Origin of the sequence: Desulfotruncus alcoholivorax DSM 16058 (assembly GCF_000430885.1) — a bacterium.
Classification (GTDB): domain Bacteria; phylum Bacillota; class Desulfotomaculia; order Desulfotomaculales; family Desulfallaceae; genus Desulfotruncus; species Desulfotruncus alcoholivorax.
Window position 1 is genome coordinate 70,677 of record NZ_AUMW01000006.1, and the last position, 12,748, is coordinate 83,424.

At 44.0% G+C, this 12,748-nt stretch carries 16 protein-coding genes; 3 read left to right on the top strand and 13 right to left on the bottom strand.

The annotated features are described in order from the left end of the window. Positions 1 to 182 precede the first annotated feature (182 nt). The 5 genes from H569_RS0103860 to H569_RS23015 all read right to left on the bottom strand — a co-directional run bounded on the left by H569_RS0103860 (position 183) and on the right by H569_RS23015 (position 2,098). Entirely contained in the window at positions 183 to 425 is a 243-nt protein-coding gene (locus tag H569_RS0103860) for an MTH865 family protein (protein WP_027363919.1), read from the bottom strand. Between the two features lie 142 nt (positions 426 to 567). Further along, the gene (locus H569_RS0103865) at positions 568 to 888 is read right to left on the bottom strand and encodes a hypothetical protein (protein WP_027363920.1); all 321 of its coding nucleotides are present in this window, start codon (positions 886 to 888) and stop codon (positions 568 to 570) included. Between the two features lie 13 nt (positions 889 to 901). After that, positions 902 to 1,588, bottom strand: a complete 687-nt coding sequence (locus H569_RS0103870) for a Crp/Fnr family transcriptional regulator (protein ID WP_027363921.1) — start codon at positions 1,586 to 1,588, stop codon at positions 902 to 904. Positions 1,589 to 1,596: 8 nt separating this feature from the next. Next, a complete protein-coding gene (locus tag H569_RS23010) occupies positions 1,597 to 1,800 on the bottom strand; it encodes a DUF1638 domain-containing protein (protein WP_027363922.1) in 204 nt (67 codons plus the stop codon). A 142-nt stretch (positions 1,801 to 1,942) separates the two neighbouring features. Then, on the bottom strand, positions 1,943 to 2,098 hold the full coding sequence (locus H569_RS23015) for a DUF1638 domain-containing protein (RefSeq protein WP_238492456.1): 156 nt from the start codon (positions 2,096 to 2,098) through the stop codon (positions 1,943 to 1,945). Positions 2,099 to 2,653: 555 nt separating this feature from the next. On the opposite strand from H569_RS23015, the gene H569_RS0103890 reads away from it, so the two are divergent. The 3 genes from H569_RS0103890 to H569_RS0103900 are packed head-to-tail and all read left to right on the top strand — an operon-like array spanning position 2,654 to position 4,223. Next, positions 2,654 to 3,082, top strand: a complete 429-nt coding sequence (locus H569_RS0103890; RefSeq protein ID WP_157833456.1) for a nucleotidyltransferase domain-containing protein — start codon at positions 2,654 to 2,656, stop codon at positions 3,080 to 3,082. 2 nt (positions 3,083 to 3,084) lie between these two features. Then, on the top strand, positions 3,085 to 3,504 hold the full coding sequence (gene hepT, locus H569_RS0103895) for a type VII toxin-antitoxin system HepT family RNase toxin (protein WP_034629410.1): 420 nt from the start codon (positions 3,085 to 3,087) through the stop codon (positions 3,502 to 3,504). Further along, positions 3,501 to 4,223, top strand: a complete 723-nt coding sequence (locus H569_RS0103900; RefSeq protein ID WP_238492457.1) for a heparan-alpha-glucosaminide N-acetyltransferase — start codon at positions 3,501 to 3,503, stop codon at positions 4,221 to 4,223. Before hepT ends, H569_RS0103900 begins: the two co-directional genes overlap by 4 nt. On the opposite strand, the gene H569_RS0103905 is transcribed toward H569_RS0103900, so the two are convergent. The 8 genes from H569_RS0103905 to H569_RS0103940 form a co-directional block, all read right to left on the bottom strand. Beyond that, on the bottom strand, positions 4,220 to 4,453 hold the full coding sequence (locus H569_RS0103905; protein WP_027363928.1) for a SulP family inorganic anion transporter: 234 nt from the start codon (positions 4,451 to 4,453) through the stop codon (positions 4,220 to 4,222). The genes H569_RS0103900 and H569_RS0103905 overlap by 4 nt on opposite strands. A gap of 17 nt (positions 4,454 to 4,470) precedes the next feature. Then, positions 4,471 to 5,109 carry a LysE family translocator gene (locus tag H569_RS0103910; protein ID WP_027363929.1) on the bottom strand — a complete coding sequence of 213 codons (639 nt, stop codon included), beginning with the start codon at positions 5,107 to 5,109 and terminating at the stop codon, positions 4,471 to 4,473. Between the two features lie 559 nt (positions 5,110 to 5,668). Further along, the gene (locus H569_RS0103915) at positions 5,669 to 7,114 is read right to left on the bottom strand and encodes a trimethylamine methyltransferase family protein (protein WP_027363930.1); all 1,446 of its coding nucleotides are present in this window, start codon (positions 7,112 to 7,114) and stop codon (positions 5,669 to 5,671) included. Between the two features lie 182 nt (positions 7,115 to 7,296). After that, positions 7,297 to 8,859 carry an ABC transporter substrate-binding protein gene (locus H569_RS0103920; RefSeq protein ID WP_027363931.1) on the bottom strand — a complete coding sequence of 521 codons (1,563 nt, stop codon included), beginning with the start codon at positions 8,857 to 8,859 and terminating at the stop codon, positions 7,297 to 7,299. A gap of 49 nt (positions 8,860 to 8,908) precedes the next feature. Continuing rightward, the gene (locus H569_RS0103925) at positions 8,909 to 9,856 is read right to left on the bottom strand and encodes an ABC transporter ATP-binding protein (RefSeq protein ID WP_027363932.1); all 948 of its coding nucleotides are present in this window, start codon (positions 9,854 to 9,856) and stop codon (positions 8,909 to 8,911) included. 3 nt (positions 9,857 to 9,859) lie between these two features. Further along, positions 9,860 to 10,837 (bottom strand): ABC transporter ATP-binding protein, encoded by a 978-nt coding sequence (locus H569_RS0103930; protein WP_027363933.1) that lies wholly within the window; start codon positions 10,835 to 10,837, stop codon positions 9,860 to 9,862. Positions 10,838 to 10,847: 10 nt separating this feature from the next. Further along, entirely contained in the window at positions 10,848 to 11,744 is an 897-nt protein-coding gene (locus tag H569_RS0103935) for an ABC transporter permease (protein WP_051273217.1), read from the bottom strand. Between the two features lie 21 nt (positions 11,745 to 11,765). Then, complete coding sequence (locus H569_RS0103940; protein ID WP_027363935.1) at positions 11,766 to 12,698, bottom strand: ABC transporter permease; 933 nt, start codon at positions 12,696 to 12,698, stop codon at positions 11,766 to 11,768. Positions 12,699 to 12,748: the final 50 nt, after the last annotated feature.

The window sequence follows — 12,748 nt, forward strand, 5'->3', positions numbered from 1 at the left end:
GTCTTTAGGCACCAAAACAGCCTTTGCAAGGGTTAATCATCAGTAGATCTTTTAGAGAAATTATTTCAGCACTATCAATATTCAAGTTTTCGAGAATGAGTTTTACCAGCTTATCTACGGAGCTATTGTTTCGTGGACGGCCGCTTACACTTATAACTTGCATTAGTTTTTCTTTAATTTTACTATTTAAGCCCGGCCCTGCTAACAATGGTTTCAGCCACTTCTTCGGCGCTGTTGAACGGAAAATCCCCGGCCGTCAAAAGCTTTCCGGCTTCACCGGCGGTAACCTCGAGATCACCGGCCTTGCAAGTAGTGTTTGCTCCCTGCGGGAAAGCAGCCAGTAAGGCTTCCGGAGTGGATATGGGGAAATTCGCTCCATCAAGAGCTCCGACAATCTGTTTTTTAATGGCTTCGCGCACTGACATACAGGTAATTCCTCCTTTTGATTTTTTATAGCAAGCTTATAAACTTAAGCATTATATTACTTGGATAAGCAATTAAAATAAGTAAACTGTTTTACAAGAAAAATAAAAAGTTACCACAAACGAGTAGCAACTTAGAATTTATTTACCTCAATATTGGTTTATATAAAATGATGCCTTGTTGTTGTAAATATTCCAGGGATTCCTGCAGCTCTGAATGGCTGATGCCAATCAAGTTGGCGAGCTTGTGGCAAGAAATGCCGGTTAGATCAAAAATACCGTCCTCGCCTTCACAGAGAAACAGGTTTAGAAGCATTTTAACGGTTTTGCCGAGGGGAGTGCCGGCTTTGATTTCGAATAGTAAATCCCGCATCAGATTTACCCGGCTGACCATCTTTTTAATTTGGGCGTCAACTTCCTCTTTATCCCGATTATGCCCGAAGCAATATAATTTTTTTTGAATCATACCAACAGCCCCGTTACACGGCTTCGATGCCGCCGGCAAGTTTTTCTCTGCTTAAAAGGATAAATTGGTGTCCCCTGGTGGCGATGGCCCCCTCTTGCTTCAAATCGCCCAGAACATTGGTCACCATGACCCGCGAGGCGTTGACCAGAGAGGCTATATCCTGGTGAGTGAGGTCGATATCGATTATGGTTCCTTCGGGAGAAGTTTTTCCGTATTCACCGGCCAGCCTGAGCAGAATGGCCGAAATTCTGCCTTTCACATCCTGGAAGGCAATGCTGGCTACCTTATCTGTGTAATTATTTAATTTACCCCCCAGCAATTGGATTATTTTCAGGGCAGTATGCGGGTTTTGCAGCAAAATGGCGAAGTGTTCTTTATTACAAGAGCAGATAAAGGTGTCCTCCATCGTCTGTGCATTCATGGTATGGCGGGCGTTTTCTTCAAAAAAAGTGTTTTCACCGAAAATATCATCCTCTTTTAGGATATCGAGGGTAATTTCCTTGCCGCCTTCTGAAACTTTGAACAGCCTGACCCGGCCATACTTGATCAAGTAGATAGTGTGCGCGGGATCTCCTTCCCTAAAAATCATTTCGTTTTTGCGATAGACTTTTTTACCGGCCAGCACCCCGATTTTTTCCCGTTCCGTAAAATCAAGGGTGGCAAATAAGGCCAGTTCCTTCATACATTTAATTTTTTGCATTAATTGTTTCACCCATTCAAAAGTTGTTCTAACAGTTTACGCAAATTGTCCAGATTTACCGGTATAGTTTCCACGGGCACTTGGGCGTAGTCGCAGGATTCAAGTAAATTCATATCGTCAATGGATACAATTCCAGTGTCCAAAAGCAATATACGATCATAGTAATCAAAATTTTGCCGGGCATCAACCGCGTCCCAACCCAGCCTTTCCATAAAATCTTGCGCCAGTTTTCCAGCCACCCGCTGGTAAGGTAAAAAGTTTTGGCTTCATCGTCCAATTCCGCCATTTTTTATCTCATGAGCATTTCAATGCAATTTTTGCCTGAATTGCCCGCCCACCATGTTCGGCAGCTATTTACTCCATCTCCGGGTGGCATTGATTCCCTATGATCAAAGAGATATTGTTTCCGGCTATTTCGCGCAAGTTTTCGGTTACGGATTGGGACAGCTTATCAAGATCCACATGCAAAGCTGCGTCAACGTAGGTAATATCCGCATTTTTTTTGTTCACCCAACAGGTGTTCCAGTTCATGGCGTAGTATGCTGCAACATAATATTTTTCTTTTGATTTTTTTTCCGAACAAACTGTTTCACCCCTGCCATTTTTATCATAGCATAAAAATTTACAGGCAATAGTGCAGTAAAACAGTTTACACAATTTTAATTAATTATTAGTGGGGTGGATACTGTGCAAAAGTAACCAAAACCGTTTTAACCGCCTCAAGTGCATTATACCACTTAATGTACTTGATTGAGGCAAAGGCTATTTTTAAAATTTCTCAAATATTTTCATTATCAGCGTTATACTTAACAGCTAAAAGAAAAACCGGGCAAGTCCTCCTTTCGGACCAGCCTGGAAGCGCGCAAATTAGTTCCTTTAGCGCGCGCTTTTCAGTACTTTTTTCATTAACCCAGGCCATATATATGGCCTGGTATACTTTCATCAAAGGCATAAAAAAATTAGCAAGACTGGCGCTGTTGTTATAAATATTTATCTAATGTTATAATGTAACCAATTAGTTCCAGCCAAAAATGAAATATCCATGTATTATGCAGGGGGAGGAGAGTGTTGAGGAACCTTATCTCCGAAGATATTGAGGCCATTAGTTCTAGGGTAAATACAGTATTAAAAGATTTTCCCCAGATTGCAGGTGCGTATTTATTTGGTTCAACTTTGGGAAAATGTAGGCCTGATAGTGATATAGATCTAGGTCTGGTTCTGGAAGATAGCAATATGAGTGATAAAGAGCAAGAACAATTGGAAACCGCAATTGCTTATTTATTGGGTACGTTTAATAATAAACACTATGACATTACATTTGTATCCCCGCAAAGCCCAATTTTTAGCTATCGTATAATCAAAGACGGTTGTCTAATTTATGTTAAGAATATGGATCGCATAACTGATATTATTGAGGATGTCAGCAGGCGTTATTCCGAAGTTTACCCTCGATACAGGGCTGCTTTAGAGGATATTCTCAGCGAGGTTATATAAAAATGGGCATTGATCGTGAACGTGTTTTAATAAAAGTTGGGTATATTCGTGAACAGGTTACCAGTATTAAACAGTTATTAGCAAAAAAAAGTAAGCAAGAAATTATAAATGACGCCTGGGTGCTAAGGGGCCTCAAATATGCAATTCAAACAACCATTGAGGCTTTAATTGATATAGCGTACCATATATCGGCAAAGGAATATAACCATGCACCAACTGATGCCAGGGATGCTATAAAAGCTTTGGTAGAAAACGGATTAGTTTCTCGCAAATACCTGGATATTTATGGTGGCATGGTTGGTTTCCGCAATCGCGTGGTACATGGTTACCAGGAAGTTACTCCTGATCGGGTTTATGAGATTGCCAACAAGGAATTAGATGACTTTAACACATTTATTAAGCAGATTTCTGTACTTCTATGAGTATTTATATTTTAGAGGAAATAAACACCATGGAAAAACAAGTTCGCCAGCGTTTATGGGAAATTGATACGCTAAGGGGTTTTGCCCTGTTATTGATGATTATCTACCATCTTCTTTACGACCTCAAGGAGTTCTATAACGTCGATATCACTTATAATCAAGGCATATTTTTCATTATAGGTAAAACAGCTGCCATCTTATTTATTCTAATTGCCGGAGTAAGTTGTACTTTCAGTAAAAATAACACTCTCAGGGCCTTTAAATTAATTGCCTGGGGCTATGTCATTTTCCTGATAATGTATATAGTTGTGCCAGGGTCCAACATCGTATTTGGCATATTGCAGTTTTTAGGCGTGTGTCTTCTGCTCTCCCCGGTATTTAAAAACATCGCTCCTTATGTATTGGCGGCAATCGGCACGGTAATTATCCTTGCCGGTGAAGTTACTCCACAATTATCAGTTAGCCATAACTGGCTTGTGCCGCTGGGTTTTTGGGGACCAAGTTTTTCTTCCGTGGATTACTTTCCTTTAATTCCATGGTTCGGGATATTCTTATTGGGAATATCATTAAGGAAGGTGCTCTACAAACAAGAAATAAGCCTTTTCGCCACGGCAAGCAAGTATTTTAGGCCGCTTGCCTCAATAGGAAAACATACGCTTATTATTTATCTCATACACCAACCACTTATCATGGCTGCTCTGTATATTATCTTTCATTAGGATAACAAATTTTCCCTTTTATCAATCATTGAACAGGCTACCACCATCAATACCCCGGCCAGGCCGGCATTGGGCAGGTACTTAATAAATGGCTTGAAAAGGATCTGCAGCAGCACCAAAAATCCGGAAGGCACTCCCGCCAACCTGGTTTTTGCCCCGGCACAGTAGTTAACCACGGTACGGGTAAAGGATCCGGCACCGGGAAAACAGCTGAAATACGCGCCGAACATATTAGCCATCCTCTGAACTATATATGCAGCATGGTTTTACCCAACAAATCCAGCAAAGTTAAGACCCCAAACACCGCAATGGCTATGCCGGAACCCCTGTTAAACCATAGGATGCCCCGGTCTGTGAGTTTGTAGCGCAGTAAATTTACAACGCTGCTTAAAATAAACCACCATAATATAGCACCTAAAAACACTCCGGAAGCTGCTATGAAAGCAGCATAAAAATGGCTGCTCCCCCCGTTAAGATTAAAACCGGCAAAAATTGCGGTATATGCCAATATGGTAACTGGATTGGCTACAGTTAGAAAAAAGGCAGATGAGAAAGCTTTATAAAAACCCTGTGCTGACGGTGCGGTTGACTTGGACCTGTCAACGGGTTTGGCGCTGAATATTCTTACGCCCAGATAGCATAAAAAAATCCCTCCGCCCAACTGCAGAAAATTTTCTTCCTTAAGAAAAAAATTGGCTATGTAACTTACCCCCAGAGCAGCAACGTAGGCAAAAAAACTATCGGCTGCGGCTGCACCCAATCCGGATACAAAACCGCTAAGGCGCCCTTCCGCTAGGGTACGCCTTATGCATAACAGGTTAACCGGTCCAATTGGCACACAGAAAAGCAGCCCTGTTAACAATGCTTTAAAAAAAACAGCGCTCATAGTTATCCTACTCCCATGTTGGCTTCAAAGCCTTGTTTGGGCAACAATACATTGCTTTATACCTATTACAAATTTACCTTAGCACATACAAGCATCCTCAGCCATAGCCAGAACAGCCTTAGGCCATAGCTTTATACACCGGACTTTCGACCGATCGATCTTTAATTGATGAAATAGTATAATTTGGTGTATTTTTGTTGAATTATACTACAAATAACATTAAAATCCTTTTAAAACCTTTCTACAAACCAAAATCATCTGTAGCTTTTCAGCCCTTTTTTTCATTTATGGTATAATAAAATTTACGATAAACATAATTGACAAAATTAAGGAATGCAATAAGTCAACCCCGCCCCTAAATAAAGAAGGTATCAATAATAATTATGGAAAAACCAATTCGTTAGCGGTTTTGGGAAATTGGTACGCTCAGGGGCTTATCACTATGTTTTCTGGCCTGGCGGTTATGTTGATATACATTTTAAAATAAAGAGGGCCATCCTAAAATCGACTTTTAGGATAGCCTCTTTAGTTAAATTCAAAGTTTTTTCTTATTACCATTTTATTTGCTTACTAATTCTTGATAAGCATGTTCCACAATTGTATCGACTTCCTTTTCCTGCTCCACGGCAAGAGGTTCATAATGATCATTTTTCAATATTTCTTGCACCAGTTCTCTCGCCTTCATTCGGATATCCTTTTGGCCGGCAGCTTCCCATTGGCTCCAGGAGTAATCGAAACCAAGTTTGGGCATAAATATCTCCCCACCTCTTAAATGCCGCACCGTATGCTCCTGGGCCAGGAAAGTACCTCCGTTCAAAACACTGGAAATAACATCCAAAGCCAGGGTATCCGGATTCACTTGCACTCCTCTATGTACTTTGCGGAGCATGGCAAATGTTTCATTATCGATGGCCAATTGTTCATATGAAGCCACCATTAAATTGGCCATGCTGCCAAAACCGGAAATCATGTTTGCTCCGGCTATTACAGGCAAAATACCGTTAATCGCTTTTTCGTATCCCATTTGATTATCAAAAGTACAGGATGTGCAGGATAAGCCGTAAACATCGGTTAAAAATCCGTAATGGCGGGCAAGCTGCGCTACTATGACATTGCCGATCCCCACTTCGGGAAGACCCCAAATAGACAACCCATTTCTCATATTGGGATAGTTTAATCGAGAGCCGTAAATCAATGGTGTTTTCGGATTAATCAAATAGGCAATCGCGGCAAAAGCCAGCATTTCCGCAGTCATTTGAGCAACCCCTCCGGCAATGGTAAACGGACCGGATATTCCCGCTATCGGGGCTGACAAAATTACCGTAGGGATCCCTGCGGAAATAATTAATTTCATGGTATCGGTTATTTCCTTGGGAAAATATAAGGGGCTTTCCGGAGAAATTCCAACCAGTCCCATGGGATTGTCCGTCAATGAATTATTTGGGCCTGAAAACACCTGGAACAATTCAACAATATATTTTGCTTCCCGGGCCGAGGATATTCCAGGTCCATAAATGGGCTTCGTGGTGAATTTTAACATATGTTCAAATTGTCTGATCTGGCTGATTTCGTTTGGCACATCTTCCGGATACACTAAGGCGCAAGGCATATCCAATTGGTCCAAATGATCCATTAGTCGCAAAGTCTTGACAAAATCGGAAAGGGTAGCGTTCCTTTTCCGGCCCGTTTCCAGGTCAAGAATACTGGGTATTCCCCCGGTGGAATGGGAAATCACATTGCCTGGTTTTACTTCTACCTTCTTTCCCGATCGACCGGTAAAAGTAATTTCCCGGGTACCATTGTCAAGAACCAGCTGAACTAAGTCAGGTTTAAATTTTACCCGGTCACCTATAATTTGGCATCCTTTTGAATGCAAGTCGTTCCTTAAGTCCGGGTCATCAACTTTGACGCCAAAATTCTCTAGAATATATAGGCTAGCTTGATGAATCTGCTCAATTTCCTGTTCCGATAAGAACTTAAAGGATTTAGTATCTGCCTTTACCATATTAATCCGTCCCTTTCAAAGAATTCGCCGCACCGACACTTTACTTTTTCATGTCTTGCCTCGTAGTTGATTAATTGATAGATAACGCCGCACTATCCCATGCGACGTTATCTATCAAATTTAAAGGGGTTATACGATATACTAAAATAAATATGTCATTAATAACTAAACATGATTTTGGTTTAGTTGCTCCATTTGAAGTCAAATAATCTGTCATATTCGACATTACCTTTGTCAATAGCCAAATCCTTGGAATAAGCACGGCTTCCGTCCGGATAATACAGGGGAATCTGAGGTACATCCTTGTCATAGATTTTAATGGCATCGGCATAAAGCTGTTTTCTGGCTTCGGGGTCCGTTTCGGCTTCAGCCTTCGTCAGAAGTTCATCCATAGCAGAATTGGAGTACCAGCTCCAGTTGCCGGCAGAACCAATACTGGCGGTGGCGAGGCTGCCATACATGATTTCGTCCATATCCTTTGTGCCGGCGGCCCAACGGCAAATGCCGATTTCATACTGGCCTTTGGTCAATACTTCGTCAATAAAGGCACCCCTCTCCATCTGCTGCACTTCCGCCTTCAGCCCTATCTTGGTGAGGGCATCCTGGAGTATGGTGGCAAGCTTCGGATACGGGTCGGTGGCATAGGTCTTGATCGTGATCGTCTTACCTTCCATACCCGCTTCTTTTACCAGCTGCTTGGCTTTTTCCAGATCAACCGGATACCATGTATTTTTTAGGGCCGGGTCTCCTTCCGTATAACCCTGGCGATTGCCCGGGTAGTCTGCTACCGCACCATGACCTTCCGCACCAACGGTAAGCATCTGTTGCCGGTCAACCGCATAAGCCACGGCTTGACGCAAACGGACATCGGCAAATGGTCCGGTTTTGGTGTTCATGATACATTCAAAAAAGATCGTCGACGGGAAAGTTACCATATTAAGTTTTTCAGCTTTAGAAACAGAGTCATAATTAATACCTGGAATATCATTGAAATACGCATTGATCTCTCCTGTTTGCAACGCGATTATGGCAGCGTTCACATCGGTAATTGTCTTCATCCTGACCTTTTTGATCGCCGGTGCACCCTTAAAATAGTTGGGGTTGGCTTCATAGACACACAATTCACCGGGTTTCCACTCCTTTAGGATATAGGGGCCGGTTCCGACGGTGGACTCAACTGTTTTTCCGTAGTCTTTGCCGTATTTTTTGACGGTCTCCTCGCTGAGCATAGCGCTGTAGTAAGGATTGGCCAAATATTCGAGGAAGCCCACATTCGGCGTTTTCATGTTGAGTTTAATTGTGTAGTCATCAACAACTTCACAGTCTTTAATGGAAGCATATGCCCACGAAGTCCAGGACGATGCCATGGCCTGGTCGATGGAATAATTGGCGTCTGATGCTTTAAACTCAACTCCGTTTGAAAACTTAACGCCCTTTCTGAGATAGAAGGTATATGTTTTGCCATCCGGGGAAATCTCAAATTTTTCAGCAAGGGAGGGGACTGTTTTTCCGTTATTGTCTTTAATCACAAGGGTATCATAAACCTGGGACATACTGATGCTTTCAAAGCCGTTGGAAGTATTATAGAAATCAAAACTTTCCGTAACTTTGGGAATGCCAACAACCATCTCTTTGTCCGCACTAGATTGAGTCTGTTCACTTGTGCCGCCATTATTCCGGCCACACCCTGCAAAAAGAGCAGCAATCATGATAGCAAATAATAACAGTACAATTTTTCTTTTCATAATTCTTAACCTCCTCTTTTTTTATCTAGCAGCCCGGTGGCTGTTTAGATCATTGATAAATACGGCAGGCCACAAAATGTTCGTTGCCCTGATCTTTCAGCGGAATATCCTGTCCCAGGCAGTGGTCTTTACAATAGTCGCATCTCGAAGCGAACCGGCAGCCCGGCTTTGGATTGATCGGGTCCGATACCTCACCTCTGATAATTTTTTTGTTTTGGTTGCCGGTCAGCCTCGGAACCGGTATCGCCGAAAGCAGTGCTTTGGTATACGGATGCATCGGGTTTTTGAACAGCTCTGTTGATTCAGCCCGTTCAATGCACTGTCCCAGGTACATGACGGCGATTTCATTGGAAATGTGCTTGACCACAGAAAGATCATGGGTGATAAACATATAGGTAAGCTTCATCTCCTCCTGCAGGTCCATCAGCAGATTTAAAATTTGTGCTTGAATAGATACATCCAGAGCAGATACCGGCTCATCACAAACAATAAATTTAGGACTTAATGCCAGCGCCCGGGCAATACCTACACGCTGGCGGCGTCCGCCGTCCATCTCATGGGGATAGGTATTGACAAAACGCTCGGCCAATCCCACCGTATCCATCAAACTGAGTATTTTTTCCGTCATTTCCCGGCGGCTTTTGTAAACGTGATTCATGACCAGAGGTTCAGCAATCAGTTCAAATACCGACATGCGGGGATTGAGACTGGAGAACGGGTCCTGGAAGATGATCTGCATCTTCGGTCTGATTTTTTTCATTTCCTGCCTGTTACATTTCAGTATATCGTTACCCTCAAAAAGTACCTCTCCGGATGTGGCCTCCAAAAGCCGTATCACCAATCTTCCAAGTGTAGATTTGCCGCAGCCCGACTCGCCGACCACGCCGAGGGTCCGCCCTTTTTTTATCTCAATATTCACGCCATCCACAGCATGAAGAAGGCCGCCGTTTACTTTGAAATATTTCTTGAGGTCTATAGTTTTAATTAACGGCTCCAAAGCTTACACCTCCTTTGCGTAGAGATGGCAGACGATGATATGATTGCCAAAGGAATGTGGCTCAGGTTGCTTATGTTTGCATATCTCCATACACGACTTGCATCTGGGGTGGAATTTGCAGCCCGGGGGCAGATCTGTCGGATCGGGCATCAACCCGTCAATAGGGTTCAATCTGCGTGTCTCAACCTCAAGATCAGGTATGGAACCAAAAAGGCCCAGGGTATACGGGTGGTGTTTCTCCCCTTCGAATATATCACGGGCTGTACCTTGTTCGACGATCTCTCCGGCATACATGATCGCCACCTTGTCGCAGGTCTGGGCCACAACACCCAAATCGTGGGTAATCATGATCATGGAGGTACCAAGCTGTTCTTTAAGCTCTGCCATTAAGGCCAGCACCTGGGCCTGTATGGTGACGTCAAGGGCTGTGGTCGGCTCATCGGCAATGAGCAGTTCCGGGTTGCACGCCAGAGCCATCGCAATCACAACGCGCTGCTTCATGCCGCCTGAAAATTGGTGGGGGTACTCGCTTTTTCTTCTCGGCTGGATGCCGACAAGCTTAAGCAGCTCATCGACCCGCGCCTCCAGCTCAATTTTATTCTTTTTATCATGGTTGTGAATGTCCAGTGACTCCCTGATCTGATCGCCTACTGTCACGATGGGATTCAACGAAGTCATGGGATCTTGAAAGATCATCGACATGCGCTCGCCTCGTATCATCCTCATTTCGTTCTTGGATTTCTTTAAAAGATTTTCTCCTTTAAATAATATCTCCCCTTCAGTGATTCTTCCCGTCCTCTCCGGCAGAAGCTGCATTATCGCCAGAGCAGTTGTCGTCTTTCCCGCTCCCGTTTCACCGACCAGTCCGATGGTCTCCTTGCGCCCGATGTCAAAGTTGATTTTATTGACGGCATGAACAATCGCTTCATCCGTTTTATAAATCACGCTGAGGTCCTTAACGACTAAAAGCTTTTCATTCATCATATTCACCTCAATCTTTTAGCCTTGGGTCAAGGGCATCTCTGAGTCCGTCACCCAACAGGTTAATTGATAGAGCGGTTAAAACGATTGCCATCCCGGGAAATATCACCAGGTGAGGTGACGATAACATATAGTCTTTGCCTTCTGAAAGCATTGAGCCCCATTCCGGTGTGGGCGGCTGTATTCCCATGCCAAGAAAGCTCATGGCTGCAGCCCATATGATCATAGTGCCCACCGACATTGTTGCCTGTACGATTACGGGACCGATAGCATTGGGCAGGATGTGCTTCAGGATGATATAGCGGTCAGGGGTGCCGCATGCCTTGGCGGCTTCGATAAAATCCTGCCCGGTTACCGTTAATATCGCCGAACGGATCACTCTGGTATAGTAAGGAACCATGGACAGCATCAGGGCAATCAGCACATTTACCAGACCCGGCCCGAGGGCCGCTACGATTGCAAGAGCCAAAAGCATAAATGGAATACACATAATCGTATCCATAACTCTCATGATTAACGTATCTACTATACCGCCGTAATATCCTGCAGCAGCACCAAAAACCCCGCCCAGTGAAATACCTACAACAACAGCTCCAATACCCATGACAAGGGAGTTACGTGTGCCATGGATAACACGTGCAAAGATATCCCTGCCGTATGCATCGGTACCGAACCAGTGGGCTGCCGAAGGAGGCTGCAAGCGATCTCCTATGTTCTGCTCCAATGCCACGCTGTAAGGAACAATCATATCCGCAAATACGGTGCAAAGCACGATCACGGAAAAAATGGCCAGCCCCAACATGGCGATTCTGTTCTTTTTCATTCGTTTCCAGATTTCCCCAAACCGGCTTTTTTTCTTATATTTTTTCTTTATGGGAGTGGTGGTGATTTCAGTTATACTGTTCATGTTCATTATCCCCTCACCAGTCTACACTTTTTGATATCGAGCCCTGATTCTAGGATCGATATAGGCATAAAGAATATCAACAATCAGCATGACCATCATGAAAAGAAAGGCAAGAAATATGGCACAACCGGTTACCTGGGGCACATCCTTCATTCTGATTGCATCGATGATCAAGGTTCCAACTCCGTTGATGGAGAAGACCGTTTCGATGGTAACAACTCCTCCCAAAAGGCCTCCAAACTCCAATCCTGCTACCGTAACAACCGGCAACAGCGCATTTTTCAGCGCATGGTGGAAAATCACCTTTTTCTCCGTCTGCCCCTTGGCACGGGCAGTGCGCACGTAGTCCTGTCTGATAGTTTCCAGCATCGTTGTTCGGGTTAGCCGCAAAAGTGATGCGGATACCGGAATTGCCAGTGTAATTGCCGGCAATATATAGTGCACCCACGTGTCACTGCCGTTGGATGGCAGCCAGCCAAGCTTCAGCGCAAACAGCAAAATCGCCATCAGTCCAAACCAGAACCCCGGTATCGATGCCATGAGCATGGCAGCGGCAGTACCCGTAATATCATACAGACTATATTGCTTGACTGCCGATAAAATACCCAGGGGAACACCAATCATCACAGCTAATAGTATGGCGGCAGAAGCCAGCTTGGCGGTGGTGGGTAAGCGTGAAATTATTTCATTAAATACCGGCCTGCCGGTACGGTATGAGTTTCCCATATCTCCCTCTAAAAGCTTGACCACATAGTCCCCATACCTGATAATGAATGGCCGGTCGAATCCAAGCTCGTGGTTGACCCTGGCAACAGCCTCCGGCGAAGCTTGTTGTCCGAGCATCATACGTGCGGGGTCCCCTGGTGTTAAGCTCATGATGCCGAACACGATAAAAATAATGGCAAGCAATGTGGGAAATACGATCAGCACCCTTTTGACAATGTATTTGCTCATTTTCTCACCTCCCCCTGCGTAACTATTTCATGTAGCCCTTACCGCTGCTC

Bases quoted from the DNA above. Each gene is read 5' to 3' on its own strand.
- H569_RS0103860 (WP_027363919.1), bottom strand. From the start codon at position 425: ATGTCAGTGCGCGAAGCCATTAAAAAACAGATTGTCGGAGCTCTTGAT.
- H569_RS0103865 (WP_027363920.1), bottom strand. From the start codon at position 888: ATGATTCAAAAAAAATTATATTGCTTCGGGCATAATCGGGATAAAGAG.
- H569_RS0103935 (WP_051273217.1), bottom strand. From the start codon at position 11,744: ATGAACAGTATAACTGAAATCACCACCACTCCCATAAAGAAAAAATAT.
- H569_RS0103940 (WP_027363935.1), bottom strand. From the start codon at position 12,698: ATGAGCAAATACATTGTCAAAAGGGTGCTGATCGTATTTCCCACATTG.
- H569_RS23010 (WP_027363922.1), bottom strand. From the start codon at position 1,800: ATGGAAAGGCTGGGTTGGGACGCGGTTGATGCCCGGCAAAATTTTGAT.
- H569_RS0103870 (WP_027363921.1), bottom strand. From the start codon at position 1,588: ATGCAAAAAATTAAATGTATGAAGGAACTGGCCTTATTTGCCACCCTT.
- H569_RS0103915 (WP_027363930.1), bottom strand. From the start codon at position 7,114: ATGGTAAAGGCAGATACTAAATCCTTTAAGTTCTTATCGGAACAGGAA.
- H569_RS0103905 (WP_027363928.1), bottom strand. From the start codon at position 4,453: ATGTTCGGCGCGTATTTCAGCTGTTTTCCCGGTGCCGGATCCTTTACC.
- H569_RS0103900 (WP_238492457.1), top strand. From the start codon at position 3,501: ATGAGTATTTATATTTTAGAGGAAATAAACACCATGGAAAAACAAGTT.
- H569_RS0103920 (WP_027363931.1), bottom strand. From the start codon at position 8,859: ATGAAAAGAAAAATTGTACTGTTATTATTTGCTATCATGATTGCTGCT.
- H569_RS0103910 (WP_027363929.1), bottom strand. From the start codon at position 5,109: ATGAGCGCTGTTTTTTTTAAAGCATTGTTAACAGGGCTGCTTTTCTGT.
- H569_RS0103930 (WP_027363933.1), bottom strand. From the start codon at position 10,837: ATGAATGAAAAGCTTTTAGTCGTTAAGGACCTCAGCGTGATTTATAAA.
- hepT (WP_034629410.1), top strand. From the start codon at position 3,085: ATGGGCATTGATCGTGAACGTGTTTTAATAAAAGTTGGGTATATTCGT.